This window comes from Mesobacillus maritimus (assembly GCF_019749255.1).
Classification (GTDB): Bacteria; Bacillota; Bacilli; order Bacillales; family Cytobacillaceae; genus Mesobacillus_B; species Mesobacillus_B maritimus_A.
On sequence record NZ_JACWFH010000007.1, the window covers coordinates 178,123 to 198,190 of the forward strand.

At 37.5% G+C, this 20,068-nt stretch carries 19 protein-coding genes and 1 riboswitch; of the genes, 14 read left to right on the forward strand and 5 right to left on the reverse strand.

The window, feature by feature from the left end; genetic code table 11:
* Window positions 1–63: 63 nt before the first annotated feature.
* The 3 genes from H0185_RS04130 to cidR all read right to left on the reverse strand — a co-directional run bounded on the left by H0185_RS04130 (window position 64) and on the right by cidR (window position 2,441).
* A complete protein-coding gene (locus H0185_RS04130; RefSeq protein ID WP_221871461.1) occupies window positions 64–738 on the reverse strand; it encodes an NAD(P)H-dependent oxidoreductase in 675 nt (224 codons plus the stop codon).
* Between the two features lie 181 nt (window positions 739–919).
* Window positions 920–1,291, reverse strand: coding sequence for a hypothetical protein (locus H0185_RS04135; protein WP_221871463.1), 372 nt, complete (start codon window positions 1,289–1,291; stop codon window positions 920–922).
* A gap of 244 nt (window positions 1,292–1,535) precedes the next feature.
* A complete protein-coding gene (cidR, locus tag H0185_RS04140; RefSeq protein WP_221871464.1) occupies window positions 1,536–2,441 on the reverse strand; it encodes a cidABC operon transcriptional activator CidR in 906 nt (301 codons plus the stop codon).
* A 246-nt stretch (window positions 2,442–2,687) separates the two neighbouring features.
* Here cidR and H0185_RS04145 point away from each other — a divergent pair, with 246 nt between their 5' ends.
* From H0185_RS04145 to H0185_RS04175, 7 genes are all read left to right on the forward strand, one after another.
* Window positions 2,688–3,677, forward strand: coding sequence for an NADPH:quinone oxidoreductase family protein (locus tag H0185_RS04145; protein WP_221871466.1), 990 nt, complete (start codon window positions 2,688–2,690; stop codon window positions 3,675–3,677).
* Window positions 3,678–3,762: 85 nt separating this feature from the next.
* Window positions 3,763–4,536 (forward strand): SDR family oxidoreductase, encoded by a 774-nt coding sequence (locus H0185_RS04150; RefSeq protein WP_221871468.1) that lies wholly within the window; start codon window positions 3,763–3,765, stop codon window positions 4,534–4,536.
* Window positions 4,537–4,672: 136 nt separating this feature from the next.
* Window positions 4,673–5,731: a tartrate dehydrogenase gene (locus H0185_RS04155; protein ID WP_221871470.1), complete on the forward strand. Its 1,059-nt coding sequence runs from the start codon at window positions 4,673–4,675 to the stop codon at window positions 5,729–5,731.
* A gap of 89 nt (window positions 5,732–5,820) precedes the next feature.
* Window positions 5,821–6,702 (forward strand): proline iminopeptidase-family hydrolase, encoded by an 882-nt coding sequence (locus H0185_RS04160; RefSeq protein ID WP_221871472.1) that lies wholly within the window; start codon window positions 5,821–5,823, stop codon window positions 6,700–6,702.
* Between the two features lie 31 nt (window positions 6,703–6,733).
* Window positions 6,734–7,543, forward strand: coding sequence for a hypothetical protein (locus H0185_RS04165; RefSeq protein WP_221871474.1), 810 nt, complete (start codon window positions 6,734–6,736; stop codon window positions 7,541–7,543).
* Window positions 7,544–7,701: 158 nt separating this feature from the next.
* Window positions 7,702–8,373, forward strand: coding sequence for a lysozyme family protein (locus tag H0185_RS04170; RefSeq protein ID WP_221871476.1), 672 nt, complete (start codon window positions 7,702–7,704; stop codon window positions 8,371–8,373).
* Between the two features lie 111 nt (window positions 8,374–8,484).
* On the forward strand, window positions 8,485–8,631 hold the full coding sequence (locus tag H0185_RS04175; RefSeq protein ID WP_221871477.1) for a hypothetical protein: 147 nt from the start codon (window positions 8,485–8,487) through the stop codon (window positions 8,629–8,631).
* Window positions 8,632–9,064: 433 nt separating this feature from the next.
* On the opposite strand, the gene H0185_RS04180 is transcribed toward H0185_RS04175, so the two are convergent.
* Both H0185_RS04180 and H0185_RS04185 read right to left on the reverse strand, forming a co-directional pair.
* Window positions 9,065–9,631: a CBO0543 family protein gene (locus tag H0185_RS04180; RefSeq protein WP_221871479.1), complete on the reverse strand. Its 567-nt coding sequence runs from the start codon at window positions 9,629–9,631 to the stop codon at window positions 9,065–9,067.
* Between the two features lie 78 nt (window positions 9,632–9,709).
* On the reverse strand, window positions 9,710–10,237 hold the full coding sequence (locus H0185_RS04185) for a CBO0543 family protein (protein WP_221871480.1): 528 nt from the start codon (window positions 10,235–10,237) through the stop codon (window positions 9,710–9,712).
* Between the two features lie 177 nt (window positions 10,238–10,414).
* On the opposite strand from H0185_RS04185, the gene H0185_RS23910 reads away from it, so the two are divergent.
* From H0185_RS23910 to nirB, 7 genes are all read left to right on the forward strand, one after another.
* On the forward strand, window positions 10,415–10,651 hold the full coding sequence (locus H0185_RS23910) for a YidH family protein (protein WP_246628995.1): 237 nt from the start codon (window positions 10,415–10,417) through the stop codon (window positions 10,649–10,651).
* 14 nt (window positions 10,652–10,665) lie between these two features.
* Entirely contained in the window at window positions 10,666–10,800 is a 135-nt protein-coding gene (locus H0185_RS24220; RefSeq protein WP_281427547.1) for a hypothetical protein, read from the forward strand.
* Window positions 10,801–10,928: 128 nt separating this feature from the next.
* Window positions 10,929–11,375 carry a hypothetical protein gene (locus H0185_RS04195; RefSeq protein ID WP_246628996.1) on the forward strand — a complete coding sequence of 149 codons (447 nt, stop codon included), beginning with the start codon at window positions 10,929–10,931 and terminating at the stop codon, window positions 11,373–11,375.
* A gap of 535 nt (window positions 11,376–11,910) precedes the next feature.
* Window positions 11,911–13,263 carry a short-chain fatty acid transporter gene (locus H0185_RS04200; RefSeq protein ID WP_221871482.1) on the forward strand — a complete coding sequence of 451 codons (1,353 nt, stop codon included), beginning with the start codon at window positions 11,911–11,913 and terminating at the stop codon, window positions 13,261–13,263.
* A gap of 253 nt (window positions 13,264–13,516) precedes the next feature.
* Window positions 13,517–15,196, forward strand: coding sequence for an ABC transporter substrate-binding protein (locus H0185_RS04205; protein WP_221871484.1), 1,680 nt, complete (start codon window positions 13,517–13,519; stop codon window positions 15,194–15,196).
* Window positions 15,197–15,419: 223 nt separating this feature from the next.
* Window positions 15,420–15,514: riboswitch (cyclic di-GMP riboswitch) on the forward strand.
* 81 nt (window positions 15,515–15,595) lie between these two features.
* On the forward strand, window positions 15,596–17,452 hold the full coding sequence (locus tag H0185_RS04210) for a sensor domain-containing protein (RefSeq protein WP_343223079.1): 1,857 nt from the start codon (window positions 15,596–15,598) through the stop codon (window positions 17,450–17,452).
* 194 nt (window positions 17,453–17,646) lie between these two features.
* Window positions 17,647–20,055 (forward strand): nitrite reductase large subunit NirB, encoded by a 2,409-nt coding sequence (gene nirB, locus H0185_RS04215; protein ID WP_221871486.1) that lies wholly within the window; start codon window positions 17,647–17,649, stop codon window positions 20,053–20,055.
* The last annotated feature ends 13 nt before the right edge of the window (window positions 20,056–20,068 follow it).

Consider the following 20,068-nt stretch of genomic DNA (forward strand, 5'->3'; position numbering starts at 1 on the left):
GTAGTCTTTCTATTAAAGAAAAATGCCCGGGAACATCCAACAATGGAGAATCCCGGGCACTTTTTATTTTATCCACTGAACGATCTCTTCTATGTTTTTCCTTGTTTTCGCACGAGGTTCTTGAGCACGATACCCAAAGGCAGCCATAACGGAAACTGCTAAATGACCATCCTCTAGTAAGTTCTCCTCTGCAAGGATTTGTTGGACTTTATCAAAATCAAAGCCTTCTATTGGACAAGAGTCAATCCCAATTTGTGCCCCAGCAGTCATCATATTCGCTAAGGCTAAATAAGTTTGCTTGCAAGCCCAATCAAACATCGTTCTTTCGCTGTCTAGTAAATGTAAATCATGTTCTTGAAAGCTTTTGTATCGAACCAACATTTGCGCAAAGATTTCTTCAGGGATTTTTTTAACATTCAGCATTTGGTTCCTGACATACTCTGAATCGTATTTGGTATCCTTAATCGTTCTAGCTAATATCACAAGGAAATGGCTAGCAGTCGGTAACTGACCTTGGGCTCCCCAGGAGACTTCTCGAAGTTTTTCACGTAATTCCATGTTTTGTACAACTAGAAATTTCCAAGGTTCATAGCCGACTGAGCTAGGAGATAATCTGCCTGTCTCTAAAATAAACTGAAAGTCCTCATCTGAAATTTTCTTGTTTGGATCAAACTCTTTAGTTGCATGACGAAACGAAAATGCTTTAAGAATTTCTTCCTTTTTGTTTTCATGACTCATAACAATTCCCCTTATCCCAAATCTAATCCATGAAACATTTATTGATTTGCTCTTATTCGTATGAAATAGTTTCCCTATATTTGGGTATTATTATTCTTTGCTCATTAAATGGAAGAGGGAGGGTAAATAAAAAAAAGCACCAAATCACATCCAAGAATGGATGGACCTGGAGCCTACCATTTTATTTAATACTTGTTGGGCCAACTAACGAATTAGGAGTTCGGTCAAGAATGAGTAAACATATTTTTGCGTAGCCAATTCTTTGGTAATTTGAAAACAGTTGTTTTACCAGAAAGAATTGAGGGTCTTTTGTTAAAGCGCTTAATTCTTTTTTATACATGTTAAGGACTGAGGTTGAAACAAATGTGGGGTTTTCTTCCTTACATTCTAGTTCAAGTAGGGAACAGCCTAGATAGTGGTATTTAAACTGTAAGGCTCTAGTCAATTGGACGGCATGTAGAAGCTTTTCATGTAATGCTGGCGCTTCTTTTTTGATTTTTTCTAGTGTTTGCGAAGCTTCTTGAAGGTTGGTGATACTAGATAATGTAATCATTCAATCTCCTCCTCTTTTTTTCTACGGCATTTCCAGATGAATCTCCTTTCCTGAACATTCTGGAATTTTACCTGTTTCTGATTTTGACCATTTCCATATTAGAAATGGATCTAAGTTATTACTTCAAAGTGTAAGCCGAACGTCCATGCATGTAAAATGGATAGTTTTCATCTGAAAGATAGATGTTGTCTATGTAATCGCTTTCGATTAGTGGATAACCACTCAATAAAAAAAATGAGCTCAATTAAGATGAGCTCATTGGCTGTTTCTCGGTATCAAGTTGTTTCCTTGTGAAATTGAGCCATTCTTTCGCTGCATAGGAAAGATATTGACTCTTTCTCCAAATTACGGCCAAATTCCAGTTGATTGTAGGGTTGGTTATTTTCACGGAGCTTACATTTTTATGTAGCTTATCACATACACTTTCCGGAAGCAGTGCGACGCCTAAATTATTTGCGACCATTTCAACAATATTCGATTTTTGGGTGCTTTCGGAAATAATGGTTGGATTAAAGCCAGCAGCATTACAGGATAGAATAATTCGATCATTTAGAACGAAGTCTTTATTAAATAAAATAAAAGATTCATTGGCCAAATCTCTTAAATCTACTTTCTCTTTATTTGCAAAAGGGTGCGAAGTATGTAGAACGAGTTTAAGGTCTTCTTCCATGATTGAAAAATAGTCGAAGAGGTTCTTCTTGGTTGGCAGGACAATTACCCCAACATCAAGATCATTGTTTTCCACAGCCTCCTCAATTTTCTTGCTTCCATACTCAACTAATTGAAAGGTAATTCCCGGATGCTCCTCATGGAAGTACCCTATAATTTTAAGGAAGTTTTCAGCATCGAAAATGGGGGGGAGTCCGATTCGAATATGGCCTTTTTTAAGACCAGATAACTGTTCGAGTTCTGTCCCAAGGTTTTTAAAAGCTTGGTCAATGAGCTTTGCTTGCTCGTAAATAATCTGTCCAGCATCTGTTAAAACTAACTGTTTTCGTGACCGTTCAAATAGAGTAATCTCTAACTCTCGTTCAAGATTTTTAATCATTTTACTAATTGTTGGCTGGGTAATATATAAATGATCGGCTGCCCGCGAAAAACTATTCCATTCTACGACTTCAAGAAAATATTGTAAATGTTTAATATCCATTCCTTCCACCTGCTTCTATATACAAAGTACACTGATACTATTATTTTATCATACTACCACAATCTTCATAATTTACAGTTATAGTTTAGCAAAGAGGAGGAGTATGGATCATTAGGAAAAGTAACGATTAAATTTAGAATATTATATAATTTTAGAAAAATAGGCAGGATTCGACTTTATCTTAGAGAAAATAAACCTACAGGAAGTTTTTTTCCTTAGAAATATATGATAAAAGGAGAATGGCACATGAAAGTATGGCAAGTGAAAGAGTTGGGAGACCCACAAGATGTATTAAGGATTGCAGAAGTTGAAAAACCAGAGTGGAAAGAGAATGAAGTACTAATTGAAGTGAAAGCGGTTGCGCTAAACTTTTTTGATATTCTTCTCTGTCAAGGAACCTATCAGGAAAAACCCCCTCTACCATTTACGTTTGGGTCGGAAATTTCAGGTGTTGTTCTGAAATGTAGTGAGGGGAGTAGATTTAAGGTGGGGCAAAAAGTCATGGCCCAACCAGCAGCACCTCATGGTGGCTTGGCTGAATATGTATCCGTTGATGAAAGCAGGGTATATCACATTCCAGATCAAATGCCTTGGGATGAAGCGGCAGGTTTATTCATCACGTATCACACTTCTTACTATGCGTTATTTAACAGAGCAAATATCCAAAAAGGTGAAGTCCTTCTTGTCCATGCTGGTGCTGGTGGTGTTGGTTCTGCAGCCATCCAACTAGGAAAAGCTGCAGGTGCCTATGTGATTGCAACAGCAGGTGGAAGTGAAAAGACGCAAATCTGTAAGGAACTAGGTGCGGATGTTGTGATTGATTACTTAACCGAAGATTTTGTTGAAGTAGTTAAGAAGGAAACGGGTGGGAAAGGTGCAGATGTCATTTATGATTCGGTTGGAGGAGATGTATTCGACCGTTCAAAAAAATGCATCGCCTTTGATGGCCGACTTCTTGTAATAGGGTTTGCTGGGGGGACGATTCCTTCTATTGCTACCAACCATGTTCTCGTAAAAAATTATTCAGTCGTCGGTGTTCATTGGGGATATTTCAATCGACTTTACCCTGAAAAAGTTATTAAGGAGCATGACGAAATCATGGCTCTATATGAAGCTGGTAAAGTAAAACCTCTATTATATAAACACTTTAAGTTTGACCAAGTTCCTGAAGCCCTTGAGCTTTTAGGTGGAAGAAAGACATGGGGGAAAGTCGTTATCAACATGGAAAGTAAGTAATCCCGTTTTTTAACTGCTGTGAACGAAACTGGTTCGAAAGTCAAACATGCTTAAGAAACGAACTACAAAGAGAGAGGTATTCAAAATGAACGTTCAAGAATTATTTGATCTAAAGGGTCAGGTCGCATTAATAACTGGTGGCGGCCGTGGGTTAGGAGAACAAATGGCAGAGGTATATGCGGAAATGGGATGCGACCTTGCTTTATGTTCTCGTAAAAAGGAAAACTGTGAGGAAGTGGCCGAAAGACTTACTAGAGAATATGGAATCAAAGCCCAAAGCTATACTCTTGACGTCACCAATGAAACCCAGGTAGAAGAAGTAGTTGGTCAAGTGCTAGCGGACTTTGGGAAAATAGATGTTTTAGTTAATAATAGTGGTGCCACATGGGGGGCATCCGTTGAAGAAATGCCACTTGAAGCCTGGAATAAGGTTATGAACGTCAACGTAACAGGAACTTTTTTAATGAGTAAGGCTGTTGGCAAGCATATGATTGATCAAAAGTACGGAAAAATTATCAATATTGCTTCTGCAGCTGGATTGACTGTTAGACCTCCAGAAGTGACAAATACCATTGGTTACACGACGAGCAAAGCAGCGGTCATCCATTTTACTAAAGATCTAGCGATCAAATGGGCAAGACATAATATTTATGTAAATGCCATTGCTCCCGGGATGTTTCGTAGCAAAATGACAGCGGGTACCTTGGCACAAAAGGAAAAGGCTGTATTAGAAACGATTCCATTAAGGAAAATCGGTGACGAAAACATGTTAAAAGGTGCGGCGATCTATTTGGCGACGAAAGCTAGTGATTTTGTCACAGGGACTGTCCTAAGTGTGGATGGAGGGAGTACCTTGTAAATAAAACTTTGGAGGATCAGGGCCAAACTGGGTGCTGAACTTCCAAAGGTTTTTTATTTGGTTATTTTCTTAAACTTGAAGGTAATGAACCATCGATGAGATTAGGAAGGAAAGAGAGAGTGGGTGGAATCTTAAAATGAAAAAGTTGAAGATTGCTAGTATACCAGGGGATGGAATAGGGAAGGAAGTTGTTCCGGCTTCGATAGATATATTAAATGCAATTGCAGAGGTCCATGGAGGCTTAAAGTTCGAGTTTGTTGAATTTCCATGGAGCTGTGAATATTATCTTGAACATGGAATGATGATGCCGGAAGATGGTTTAAAAAGATTGTCAGATTTTGATGGGATTTTTTTAGGAGCTGTAGGCAACCCAAAATTGGTACCAGACCATATTTCGCTTTGGGGGTTACTGATAAAGATCCGCCGAGAGTTCGAACAATCCATTAATCTACGTCCTGCTAAAGTGATAAAGGGAATACAATCCCCACTTATTAACCCAAAGGATTTTGACATCATGGTAGTTCGTGAGAATAGTGAAGGGGAGTATAGTACTGTTGGGGGCTCGATTTATCAAGGTGAGGATGAAATCGCCATCCAAAATGCTGTATTTTCTCGGAAAGCAACAGAACGTGCGATGCGCTTTGCCTTTGATTTATCAGCAAAACGCAATAAGCATGTAACTAGCGCAACTAAGTCAAACGGAATTGTGTATTCAATGCCATTTTGGGATAAGGTATTCATGGAAGTGTCGAAAGATTATCCTGAGATAAAAAAAGAAGCGCAGCATATCGATGCGTTAGCAGCCTTCTTTGTTACCCAACCATCTCGTTTTGATGTCATTGTTGCTAGTAATTTATTTGGGGATATTCTTACGGATATTGGTGCAGCGATTATGGGAAGCATCGGAATTGCGCCAGCTGCAAACATAAATGTAAATGGCAAATATCCGTCTATGTTTGAACCTGTTCACGGAAGTGCACCAGATATCGAAGGCAAAGGCATCGCTAACCCGATTGGTCAAATTTGGACAGCGAAAATGATGTTAGACCATTTCGGTGAAGAAGAGCTTGGTGCTAAACTATTGGATTGCATTGAACATGTAACTGGTGCGGGATATTTAACACCAGATTTAGGTGGAAGCAGTACGACAACGGATGTTACCACTAGCATAATTGAGCAACTGAAAAAAATTTAGAAAAACAGTGATGCCAAACTATTAGAATTGGCATCTTAGTTTAGTGTATGATTGAAGAGATTTTTTTACGAAGGCAAAGGAGAAAAAATATGACAAATGAAGGCTTTATTGAAGTTCCTGGTGGAAAGGTCTGGTACCAACACTATAATAAGAATTCCGCTAAGACACCGCTTATTATTTTACATGGAGGACCCGGTTCATCGAGCTATTCCCTCCAAAGTCTAAAAGCACTTTCAGAACATCGTCCTGTCATCCTCTATGATCAATTAGGCTGTGGACGTTCGGACAGACCTACAGATTCATCGTTATGGAAGATTGAAAGATTTGTTCAAGAATTAGCGGATATTCGCAAAGCTTTGAACTTAGAAGAAGTCCATATCCTTGGACACTCTTGGGGAACAACTTTAGCAGCTGCATATTGCTTAACAAAACCAAAGGGAGTAAAAAGTGTGGTGTTTTCTAGCTCTTGCTTAAGTGCGCCATTGTGGGAGAAAGACCAAGAACGAAACCTTAAAAAATTACCTTACGACATTCAAGAAGTCATAAAAACAAGTGAAGCGAACGGTACAACAGATTCAACAGAATATAAAGAAGCGACAAAGGTATTTAATCAACACTTTGTTTGTCGCTTAGACCCTTTTCCGGAATTTCTTAAAGCAGGAGCTCACTTAAAGAATCCTGAAGTCTACAATATTATGTGGGGACCATCAGAGTTCACGGTCACTGGAAACTTGAAAAGCTTTGACTGTACCACTCAACTACATGAAATCACTTGCCCTACTCTATACACTTGTGGTCGGTATGATGAAGCCACACCGGAAACAACAGCATACTACAAAAGCTTAACTCCGAATGCTAGAATGCATGTATTTGAAAAAAGTGCACATATGCCGTATCTGGAGGAAAAAGCTGAATATTTACAGGTTATTGGTGACTTCTTACATACAGTAGACCATGCTCAAAATCGATAGTCCTTGAAAAGGATGAAAGGACGGGTAAATCGTGAACCTTCCTTCTTTTTTAAACATAGTCATAACAAGCTTTTTTCAGTTATGGTCCCTTGTAGGAGTGTTAATCGCAGTTGGTTTTACGTTAGGAATTATTGAGCGCTATGCACATTCCTACCTAACAAAAACATTTGGGCAAAAGAAGGGAGTTCTTTTAACTGCTTGGATTGGAACACCGATTCATGAAATCGGGCATCTGCTGATGTGTTTCATCTGGGGACACAGGGTCACAAAGGTAAAACTACTACAATTAAATCCTACAAATGGCGTCCTCGGTTATGTTGAGCATCAATATAACCAAACGAGTATGTACCAGCAAATCGGTCTGTTTTTTATCGGCTTAGGTCCTATCTTCAGTGGCATTGGTTCACTGGTATTAGGCATGTACTTTATGCTTCCAAATATGTTTGAAAAGTTGACTCACTATATTCTTTATGAAATTTCCCTTGAGGAAACGACCGTTGTGGGAATAGTTGCAGAAACCTTGTCTTTTTTATTTAAAAATTTTTTTACGATTGACAATCTGATTAATCCGATGTTTTGGCTTTATATTATATTGTCAATTTGTATTTCCTCGCATATCGCACTTAGTAGATCTGATATTGAAGGGGCGTCACGAGGATTATTTGCCTTGTTTATTGCTCTACTGATGTTTAACTTTGTTGCTATTTTTTTAGGTATAGATTCCCAACATATGATAGCTAAAATCACTGCTTATAATCTGTATGTTTTAGCTTTTTCAAGTATTGCTCTGTTATTTTCCTTGGTAACATTGCTATTTAGTTATCTTATCTATAGATGGTGAAATTCCTAACTTGATTATCTGTTGTTTTCCAATTTGCATATGTTACTATATTGTATAGTCTATTAAAAATAGAACATATGAATCTCTGACAACCACGTTTTCATTCATTAAAAAAATTTGGTGAATTTAAGTATTCAAGATATTATAGGAGCGTTTAGATGGCAGGTATTTCAAAAAAGAAAAAGATACAAAGAAATTTTAATATTGTTTTGGTTTTGTTTGCTTTCATCTTTTTTGCAGTAATCATTCAACAGTTTTTTCAGCTTCAAAATCAGCCGAAGAAAGTGACATCTGTACAGACGATCATTTCTGATGATGTGGCCAAATATACGCCTGTCCTCCGCCAAGAATTAGAAAAGCTTAATCTGGAAGAATATACAGTAGTATTAGCTTCAATAATGCAACAGGAAAGTAGGGGGAAAGGTGGCGACCCAATGCAAGCTTCTGAATCAGCTGGGCTTGCGCCAAACACCATTACCGACCCACAGAAAAGCATTGAACAAGGAGTGAAACACTTCCAAAATACATTGTTGTACGGAACCAAGAAAAAGGTGGATTTTTTAACTATAATTCAGGCTTATAATATGGGGATTGGTTATATTGATTTTGTCGCTCAAAATGGGGGCAAACATAACGAAGAAATAGCAAAGAAATTCTCTTCAATCCAAGTAGACAAGAATCCATCATTGTATAACTGTGGAGGAGACCAAAGTAATTTTCGTTACCCATATTGTTATGGGGATTTTTCATACACGACGAAGGTAACAAGAAATATCGAGACTTTAACTGCTAGCAATCCAGATTTACCTGATTTGTTGGTGGATTTATAAAACTTGTTTGTAAAAAAACTCCGGTATACTGCAGAAAATGAAATTTCATGAAATAGATTGAAGGATTTTCCCTCATCTCCTCGAATAATGTAATAAAAAGGAGATGATGGCATGGAGCAGGTTGCCGATCAACAGTATATTTGCTCTGAATGTAATAAAGTCATTACCGAAGAAGTGGAGTATATCGATAACAACGGAGTTTGTGACGAATGCTATAGTATCCCGATTAAAAAGAGAATAGGCAAGGTTAGAGTTTAAAATAATGAGCAATGCGATAAACAATTCGCATTGCTTTTTTTATCCTCAAAATAATTTATTGGAATTCTGCATGGAAATGACGAACATGGAGATAATAGCTGTAAGGACTTGTAGCTCAATGGTGAGAGCAGTCAACAATTTCTATATAAATTGTTGTTCTTCTTGTGGGTTCGACTCCCACCAAGTCCGTTCCCGTGCACATATAAATAAAAAGGCCATACACCTATCACTGGGTTGTATGGCCTTTTTACTTGTATTTTTATTCACTTTTTACAGTTATTCAGCAAAAGCAATAGAAGATAAACAATGTGGGAACCAGGTTCATGAGGGATTAGTCATGGATACAGTAACAAACATTTGAACATATTAGGCTCCCTGACAGCAGGATTGATTCAGTAGCAACAAGTCTAGTAGAAAGCAGAAGAAATAATGATTATTGAGCTTCTTTTTGAAAATGTAAGAATAAATCGACAATCCATTTTGAAAGACCTAAGATAACAAGATATGTTAATAATAAGTGAAAGTAATTCGCACCCATATGAAATTTAAATAAATTCATTGATACAAAGAACCATTTTAGCCCAAATGATAAAATTAAACTTAAAAGAAATGCATAAAAATAATAATTTTTATTATGATTTTTGACCCATTGGTATAGCAAGATGAATAGTACTGGAACCAGAGATGCATCTAACCCAACACTATTGGGTAGAAACGGAAGCATTTGAAATGGATACGTCCAAAATCCTTGCCTGGTTCCCAATGTATCAAAATAAGCAAACCAAACATGGATATTTAACCCGAAAAAGCCAAGCTCAAGAGCTTTTTTTCTGTCTAATTTAAAGTATAAAACAATTAACGGCACTACAAACATCACTACATGAAACCAAAACGGCCATGTTGAAAAAGAAGAGAAGTCTTCCCAATATTGAAACCAATCACTTGCAATTTCTTGTTGTTTTTCACTTATTTTTTCTAATGCTTCATTTTGTTTTGTCAAGTTAAATCACTTCTTTACAACAGTATTTTCATGAATCGTTTATGAATTGATGGTTCTCTTGTTTCCTTCCTTGAATTGTTATCTATTTTCAATTGGAATATGTACAGGTATTCCAAATAACCAAAGTAAATAAATCGTGAACGGGACACTGATTAGTATGGTTATTAAAGGCTTTTTATCATGCAACCGTAGGAATGGAAACATAATACAATCGAAAGCCGCGGACCAAAGTAAACTCCACCCATATTTGTAGAGAATACTCCCTTTTAATAATAAGAGGATTTCGGTAACAACATATAAACCAACCCAAAAAGCATAATGGCGAAAGATTCTCCATTTCCCTTGCCCCTCAGGATATCGAGATAAAAACATAAGGGCTGTTGCAGGGAAGGTTATAAAAGTATAGGACATTTCAAGTAAGGTATGATTAAACCATTTGATCGCATCAGGAGATAATCTCCATAACCAGTGATTAGCACATAAAAAATTGTAAGTAAGGTTACCAATCGCAATAAATTGCATCGTGCTGTAATACTTCCCCCAGTTGCGGTAATCTCCCCTGTACCAAACGGCAATAATACTGATTAGTGCTAGGAGAAGATGCATATTTTGTTTCCCTCTACATTTTTTTGTTATTTTGTCCAAAAATTGAATTATCATTATTCCAATAAAAACTCTCTACCTAAGACACTCAAGTTTCTCATGTATTTTTACCAGTGTGATTCATGTGTTAGATTTTGGATACTTTAACGGTAAGGAATCAAGTGATGAGGAAGTGGTTAAATGGTCAATGAATGGGTAAAAACCATTGGGAAAGATCCTTCAGTGGAATCAAAGTATATTCAGCAGCATCTAGCTAATGAACGCACGTTTTTAGCTTGGGTGCGTACGGCAATTGCCATTATGGGGGTGGGTTTCCTAGTAACTAATCTGCACTCTAGTATGATTGATACTTTAAGCGCAAGAGGAGATCTAATTGCCAAGATGATAGGTTTAGCCTCTGTCGGACTTGTGTATTAACGGTGTTAATGTCCATGATTGTATATTTTAAAAAAATTGATTCGATTAATAACCAAACATTCGTTTCTTCAAAAACATATATTCTAATTTTGAGTACAATGATCATCATCATCGCAATATTGCTTGCCGTTTATTTTATCATTGTCTAGTTACATACATTGCAGATTACAAAAATTAGGTTTAATTAAGCACTAGTGCTGCTCCCTATAGGTAGGAATTTGTTTTATAAAAAATGAATACCTTTGATAATGGACATTTTTACTAGGAGGGTTAGCGGGTGGAGAATAAGAAGTGGGAGATAGTAAATGGTGGGGTAATGGTATTAGGAGAAAAACCAGAATCCCTTTCGAAGCATGCATTTGTATCCTTGACAAGAGGAGAAGGATTGAACTTTGCGCAGCTAGTCATTAACCAAGTTTTTACCTTGTTGGTCATGAACCAAATGAAAAAAACTCCTGGACTTCTTTATGCTGAGGTGGAGGGAGAACTGAAACGAGGGAAAGGCTATGGACAAACAATGACCGTTTGGGATGGCAAGACCATGCCTCAATTACGAAACAGTGGTTCGCATGGGTTTGCTATGAAGTTTCTTGGATGGGTAATCCATCGTAAAAATACTAAAACCTTTTACCTCACCTACAAAGCAAACGGTAATATCCCAACGAAGGACCAAGCAACTAAAATTCTAAAAAACTTCGGAAAATATTATGATCAGGAGTTTTAGTTCGAAAAGCAACACCGCCGAATCTAGATGGAATTATATCCTAGAATTCAAGTCCTTAGTGTAATATTTATTAATGATAATAACATTTAAATTGTATGAAACGATAATACAACGTGGTTTCTTTTTAATCTCACAATATCTCAATTCTCCGTATTTTAAAATAGACTAGTTTTGAACAGACTGTAAGTAAAAAAGTCTGTTTTTCTTTTGCTATGGCTTCTTTTTAAAAATTTGTTACTTTTGGATACAAAAAGGATAGATTATTAAGTCTCACTCCAAAATAGCTTTTGTTATCTGTGTAAGAGCTTGCGAACGTACCAAATAGCTTATATTCCGTTGAAATCGGCTTAGGATTTTAAACACTCTATACGAAAACAGCCTTTGCAAAAATTTCGATATGACAGAATCATCCTCATCTAATATATTCTGAAGATTTTGTAATATATGTAAAGGACAAACGATAAAATGGTGATAGAGTTGTTCGTTTATCCCTGACCTATTGATCGTGATACAAAAAAGGGAGGAGGAGAAAGCAATGCTTAAATCTGTCACCTTATTTTTTGACCGACTGGTTCAGCGATACCTGCCTGATGCATTTTTATTTGCAATTCTTTTAACCCTTGTTGTTTTTCTATTAGGAATTGGACTAACGGAAAGTTCACCAACGGAAATGGTCCAACATTGGGGCAACGGGTTTTGGGATTTATTATCTTTTGCCATGCAGATGGCACTTATTGTTGTTACTGGGTATGTATTAGCAAACAGTCCATTTTTTGAGTCAGTATTGGCAAAATTAGCACGACTTGCGAAAACACCAGGGAAGGCGATAGTGCTCGTATCGATTATCACGATGATTGCTTGTTTAATTAACTATGGGTTTGGTTTAGTGATTGGAGCTTTATTTGCCCGTCATTTAATCCGCCAAGTGCCTACTGTTAGTTACCGATTGTTGGTAGCCAGTGCCTATACGGGGATGTTGGTCTGGCATGGTGGGTTATCTGGTTCGATTCCCTTAACAATTGCGACGCCTGGTCATTTTTTAGAGGATACATTAAGTACGATTCCAATTACAGAGACGTTGTTTTCCAGCTTTAATATTTTTATCGTCTTGGCATTAATGGTAACGCTTCCGATTTTAAATTTCTTTTTGTTAAAGGCTATCGAAGATACAGAAAAAACGGATTTGCGTCGTTCTCAAAATGAACTGGCTGCTGCAGCGAAACCGCCAACTCATTCCAATCTAGAGCAGACAGCTGATGCGATGACATCACCTGCAGATCGTCTCGAAAACAGTCGAGTCATTTCGATTATAATCGGCGTATTAGGGTTACTATTTATCATGTATCACTTCGTGCAAAATGGTTTAGATTTAAATATTAACATCGTCAATTTTATCTTTTTGTTTCTAGGGATTCTCTTTCATCAGACTCCACGTCGTTTTTTAAATAGTGTGAGTGATGCGGTGAAAAATGCTGGAGGAATTATTATCCAATTTCCTTTTTATGCAGGGATAATGGGTATGATGGTAACCTCTGGTCTATCAGAGCAAATGTCGCTTTGGTTTGTTAGTATATCCAATGAATTTACCTTCCCATTATTCACTTTTATTAGTGCGGGAATAGTCAATTTCTTTGTTCCTTCTGGGGGAGGACAATGGGCGGTACAAGGCCCAATCATGATCCCAGCGGCGATTGAGCTTGGCGTTGATACAGCGAAGACAGCAATGGCTGTTGCATGGGGAGATGCTTGGACCAATATGATTCAACCGTTCTGGACATTGCCTTTACTCGCTATTGCAGGGTTAAAAGTCAAAGATATCATCGGCTTTTGTGTGATTGCTATGCTATGGGCGTTCATCCCAATCTCAATTGGATTGTTGTTTCTTTAATTCTATGATTACGCTATACAATCACTAGAATGAGTGGACCCTAGGTCTGCTCTTTTCTTTTGGACATCAACTTTTTTCATCTATTAACATTAAAGTGGTAAAATACGCAATTGTAAAATTTTTGTAAAATGAACCTTAAGACTTAATCCTATTATGTTAAAATATGTATATAGATAAAATTCAGAAAAATCCGCCTGGTTATCGCAAATCTTTTACATAGAGTATATTGATTAATGAATTGGGGGAGATAGGATTGGTAAAAACAGGTTATCTTTGGTTTATGGTAGTACTACTATTATTCCTCTCGGCTTGCTCTAGTTCCGCAAGCACATCAGGTGACAAGGAAATTAACCTTCCCGTAACAGCAGATTTACCTAAAGGTAGAAAAGTAGGCAAAATCATATTGAATGTGCCGACTAAAGAGGAAGACTTCATTCAGCATGAGTATGGATTCCTGCTTGCAGAGGAATGGAAAAAGCTAGGTTTGGATGTGGTAGTTGAACCCCTAAACGGGGAAAGCTTGGTTAGACTTACTGAAAACGAAACTGAATTTGATGTTATGACAGGCACTTGGAATGGTAATACTGATAAATTCGACCCCGATTTTTTTATTTATCAAACGTTGCATTCTACCCTTACTGCAAATAGTGGATACAATAAAACTGGATATAAAAATCCCGATTATGATGCCTTAGCAGCTAATCAAAGAACAGCCATGGATCAAACGATACGGAAAGAAATCGTAACAAAAGCGGAGGAATTATTTCTCAAAGACATTCCCTATGCTCCTGTTTTTCACCGTGATTTACTCATAGCCTATAACGACGAAAAATTCACCAATTTTCAATTTACGAGCGGAGAGGACTTAAATAGTTTCTGGACTTTTATGTCTATAGAACCGACGGGTATCAATAAATATGTACGTTGGGCAAGTTCAAATGAAATTGAATCACTAAATCCTATTGCCTCAACAAGTATGCAAGATTTTCAAGTTACGAGACTCATTTATGATACCTTGGTTAAGGTTAATGATAGAGGTGAGATTGAAAATTGGGCAGCAAAATCTGTAGAAGATGTGAATGGAGATGGGTTAACCTACCTGATTAAACTTAGTGAAGGAATGAAATTCCATGATGGAGAAAAGCTCACAGCTGAAGATGTCCAATTTTCTTTTAATCTAGTAAAACAAGCGAAGTCGGATGCCTTTTCGCACTTGGTGGAGATCGTGGATAAAGTGGAGGTATTGGATGAGCAATCCTTGCAAATTACGCTTAAAGAAGCTAATGCAGCGTTTGTGAATCAGACCCTATCACAACTGTATATTTTCCCGTTACATTATTGGGGACCAATTCTTGAGAAGGATGGGCCAAAAGGAGTAATCGAACATAAAAATGAAAAACCAATAGGGAGTGGTCCGTTTACTCTAGATTATTGGGAAAAAGGGAAAGAGGTTAAGCTAGATGCTAATAACGGTCACTTTTCGCCAGCAAAAGTGAATGGTGTTCTTCGTCTTCTCTATAAGGATAGTGACGAGATGATTGCTGCTATTAAAAATGGTCAAGCCGAAATTGGTGGAGATAGTCTTTTGCCAAAACAAGCAGACGCAATAAAGGGAAGCAGAAATGTTCAAATCGCCCAAGTACCTAATATTGGCCTAGACCATATTATTTATAATAATCGAAAAAAACCATTTGACGCTATAGCTGTGCGTAAAGCGTTGACACTCTCGATTCCAAAGGAAACGATTGTAAAAGAGATTTTAAAAGGGGCAGGACAAGCAGCGAATTCCCTCATATCGCCCACTAATGAAAGATGGCATAGTCCGGACCTTAGTGGCTATGAATATAATCTCACAACTGCTGTTGATACCCTTAAAGAAGCAGGTTACGAGTGGGATGAGAAAGGAAAATTATATTACCCTGATGGGGAATGATAGAATCCTAAACTGAGTTACTTAAAAAATTCCTAATTAACATGGAATTATTTCAGCACAAGATCTGCTTAAACCAGGTTAGCTTACAAACCTGGTTTTTTCCTATTGAAAAAAGTTCATTATTTATACATATTTGTTTGCGAATTTCCATTTATTAACCGCTTAAATTACGTGTATGATAGAGTATGTTGGAGCAGGACAAATGACTTAGAAAAGTTATTATTAAATCCATAGGCAAACCATTTTTGAAAGAATGGGACGCAAAGCCACGGGTCTAAGGTAGGTAAGAAGTACTACTACGACAGCCGGGTTACCAAAAGAGGACGGCTCTGGATTCATTCTTTTGGATGAATCCTTTTTGTGGTTATTCCAGTTGCAAATAAAAACTATAAAAAATAGGTGATATCTTTGAAATATACAATGCGGATAAGCATTACAGCCATTCTCCTTATCGTAAACTTTATTTTCTACTTTTATTATAATCTACGTTTTTCGGTGTACGATACCTTTGCTTTTCTATTAAATGCGTTAGCAGGCTGGGTTATTGGATATTACCTTGATAAATATTTCTTTTCCAAGAAAATGCTTCTTTCTACCAAGAATGTACTACTAGATTACTCCTATGCCTTAGATTCGGTAGGGGATGCAATTGGAATTACAAATGAGGTTGGACAATTTGAGTATGTAAATGAAGCACATGCTGTGCTTTATGGATATAAAAACAAAGACGAATTCTCAACAAAATCTTGGAAGGATTGTTACTCCTCAGAGATACTTGAAGAAGTTAGTCAGTCAATCATTATTTCTCTCCAAAATAAAGGGCAGTGGCGAGGGGAAGCGGTCGGAGTGAAGAAGGATGGTACTACATTTCCCATCGAACTCACTTTATCGATGATTGGGGAAACGAAAAAAACAATATGTTTGGTACGTGATATCACAGAGCAAAAAGAGTACGAGGATCAAATGAGAAAGATGGCTGAACATAACGAACTGACCAATTTGCCTAATCGCAGGAGGTTAATTAAAGACCTAAAAAGACTCCTAGAAGAATCCGTTCCTTTATCTGTTATGTTTATAGATTTAAATCATTTTAAGTTGGTAAATGACACTCTTGGACATGACGCAGGGGACGAGTTGTTAAAACTAGTTGCAGAAAGATTGGAGAACTTTCAAAATCAGCTGGTTCATGTATATCACCATGGCGGAGATGAATTTATTGTTGTTGCTCAAATAAATATGGCCAAAAAAAATCGTGAAAATATTGCGAGTGACCTGATTAACTTATTGAAAGAACCGTTTTATATAAATGGAAATGAAGTAATGATTACCTCAAGTATTGGAGCAAGTTGTTACCCTGAGCACACGAGTTCAATTAATGAATTAATAAAGATGGCTGACACTGCAATGTATTACGCCAAAATCGAAGGAAAAAACTCTTATAAACTATTCAATAACGATTTAAAACTTCAGTTGGAAAGAAAAGCTTCAATTGAGGTGGAGCTTACTAAAGCAATCACGAATGATGAGTTTACAATCTACTACCAACCAAAGTTCAACATGATAACAGGTGAACTTGTTGGAATTGAAGCGTTATTACGATGGTTTAATCCTAAGTTGGGTTTTGTATCGCCAGGGGAGTTTATTCCGGTTGCTGAAGAATCAGGGCTGATAATTGAAATTGGAAACTGGGTCATAAAGCAAGTAGTGGAACAAATGGATAGATGGAAGGAAAAAGGGAACCAGTTAGTAAAAGTTTCTGTTAACGTGTCACAACGTCAATTTCGAAATGATCATTTTGTTGCCTTTATTAAAGGTACATTAAACTCTTCCAACGTCGATCCCGCATATTTTGAGATTGAAATTACTGAGAGTGTATTAGGAGATCATGATGTCGTGGTTCCGAAATTAGATCAGCTTAAAGGTCTTGGGATTGGCATTTCTATTGATGATTTCGGTACTGGTTATTCTTCTTTAAGTATGTTGAAGAATTTTCCGATAGATACATTAAAAATTGATCAGTCGTTTGTTCGTGATTCGATTGATAATGCACAAAATAATCTACTCATTAAAACCATAATTGAAATCGGAAACATCCTGAACTTAAATGTTGTTGCAGAAGGGATTGAAACGGAAGAGCACCTAGCTTTGCTAGTCCAATATGATTGCTCAATTGGACAAGGCTACTATTATAGTCGCCCCTTACATCCAGCCGATTTTGAAGTACAGTTTTTAAATAGAATAAAGATTCATAGTTAACATCTGAAAATCCTTCCATTGCCAAGCAGGAAGGATTTTTAGTTTTTTTGCTTATAGCATTTCATATAAACAAGGTAAAACCTTCAATCCACATCTAACATTTTGTGTTAGATTTTATGACATATTTGTATGATTGAAATTTTCAAAATGTTATAAAGTACTAGAGGAATCCAAACTGACAAGGAGGATTGCATATGAAAAAGAAAAAGCTAGTACTAATGGGAAATGGAATGGCTGGAATAAGGACTTTAGAAGAAATCCTTAAGCTCAACCCAGATGGATTTGATATAACTGTTTTTGGTTCAGAGCCATACCCTAACTATAATCGCATTCAATTATCAAAGGTGTTACAAGGAGACACCACATTAAGGGATATCACTTTAAATGAATGGCAGTGGTATGAAGATAACAATATTCGTTTGTATCCTGGAGAAACCGTTACGAGCATCAATAAGGACAAACAAATTGTCTATACCGACAAGGGAAAGGCACAGCCCTTTGACAAACTCATTATTGCAACAGGTTCTAATCCTTTCATGCTGCCATTGCCGGGAGTAGAAAAAGAAGGGGTCATTGCTTTTCGTAACATAAAAGATACCGAGACGATTGTGGAGTATGCTAAAAAATATAAAAAGGCTGCGGTTATTGGTGGAGGATTATTAGGGCTAGAAGCAGCACGGGGATTATTAAATCTAGGGATGCAAGTAGATGTTATTCATATTCATGACTTTTTAATGGAACGCCAATTGGATCGAACCGCGGGGAAATTGTTACAGGCTGAATTGGAATTGCAAGGCATGAACTTCCTATTGCAAAAATCTACGATTGAAATTCTTGGAAAAAAACAAGTTACAGGCTTACGGTTTAAAGACGGCAGTAGAATCAAAGCTGATTTGGTGGTGATGGCAGTCGGGATTAAGCCCAATGTAGCTATTGCTAAAGAAGCAGGTATTCCTGTCAGTCGTGGCATTCTTGTTAATGATTATTTAGAAACAGGGATTCCCAATATTTATGCTGTAGGGGAATGTGCGGAACACCGTGGTATGGTGTACGGATTGGTTGCCCCGTTATACCAACAAGGTGAGATACTTGCGAAACACTTATGCGGAGTTGAAACAGAAGGGTATAAAGGATCGGTCCTATCAACTCAATTGAAGGTATCTGGAGTAGATGTCTTTTCTACTGGGAAAATCATTGAAGAAGAGAACTCCAAAGTGTCAAAAATGCATGATGACCTGCGTGGTTTGTACCAGAAAATTATTTTTGAAAAAGGGAAAATGGCCGGAGCTGTCTTGTATGGGAATACAAAGGACGGCAATAAATTGCTCAATTATATTAAAAAAGGGACCACGATAGAAGAGTATTTAGAGGCAACGCAAAATCCAGAAAAAGAAATTAATTCGGTCGGAGATATGCCCGACGAGGAAATGATTTGTGGTTGTAATGGCATTACAAAGGGAGCAATTGTTGAGGCAATCCACACACAAGGGTTAACAACGGTGGAGCAAGTCAAAGGTTGCACGAATGCCTCTCGATCCTGTGGAGGGTGTAAATCACTTGTTTCTGAATTACTTCAATGTACACTTGGTGATTCGTATGATGTAAATCCGAAAGAAGCGATCTGTAGCTGTACAACATTATCACGAGACGAAGTCGTTCAAGAAATTCGTTCAAAAGGCTTAACACATATTCGTGAAGTTATGAATGTACTTGGCTGGAAAACTGACGGTTGTTCGAAGTGTAAGCCTGCACTCAACTATTACCTAGGGATGATTGCCCCTCTTAAGTACAAAGATGAAAAAGAAGCGCGCTTTGTGAATGAACGTCTCCATGCCAATATTCAAAAGGATGGGACCTACTCTGTCGTCCCAAGAATGTATGGAGGAGTCACAACATCAGAAGCTCTTCGGAAAATTGCCGATGTGGCAGATAAATATCAGGTAGGAACAATTAAGGTAACGGGTGGGCAACGGATTGATTTACTAGGAGTTAAGAAAGATGATCTTCCTAAAATATGGGCAGAGCTTGATATGCCGTCCGGTTCTGCATATGCAAAAGGACTTCGAACCGTCAAGACTTGCGTTGGGGAGAGTTATTGTCGTTTTGGCACCCAGGATTCAATGGGGATGGGGATCAAACTTGAGAAGAAATTTGAGGGCTTAAACACACCTCATAAATTTAAAATGGCAGTCTCCGCCTGTCCACGAAATTGTGCTGAAAGTGGCATCAAGGATGTAGGGATTGTAGGAGTAGACGGAGCTTGGGAAATGTATGTTGGTGGCAACGGAGGGACCCATCTTCGCCAGGGTGACTTATTATTCAAGTTTAAATCTGAGGAAGAATTAATTGAAATGATTGGAGCGTTTTTACAATATTACCGTGAAACAGCCAATTATTTAGAAAGAACCTCAGCTTGGGTGGATCGCTTAGGGCTTGACCATATCAAAGAAGTGCTCTCTGTTGAGTCAATGGTGAAGAGTTTAAATGCAAGAATGGAAGAAGCCTTGTCGATTGTTCAAGATCCGTGGCAAGAAGCTATAAACAATAAAACGTTATTAAAAGACCTTTATCAAACAGTAAAGGTTCCGACCAAAGTTGAATAATCAATTGGAGGTT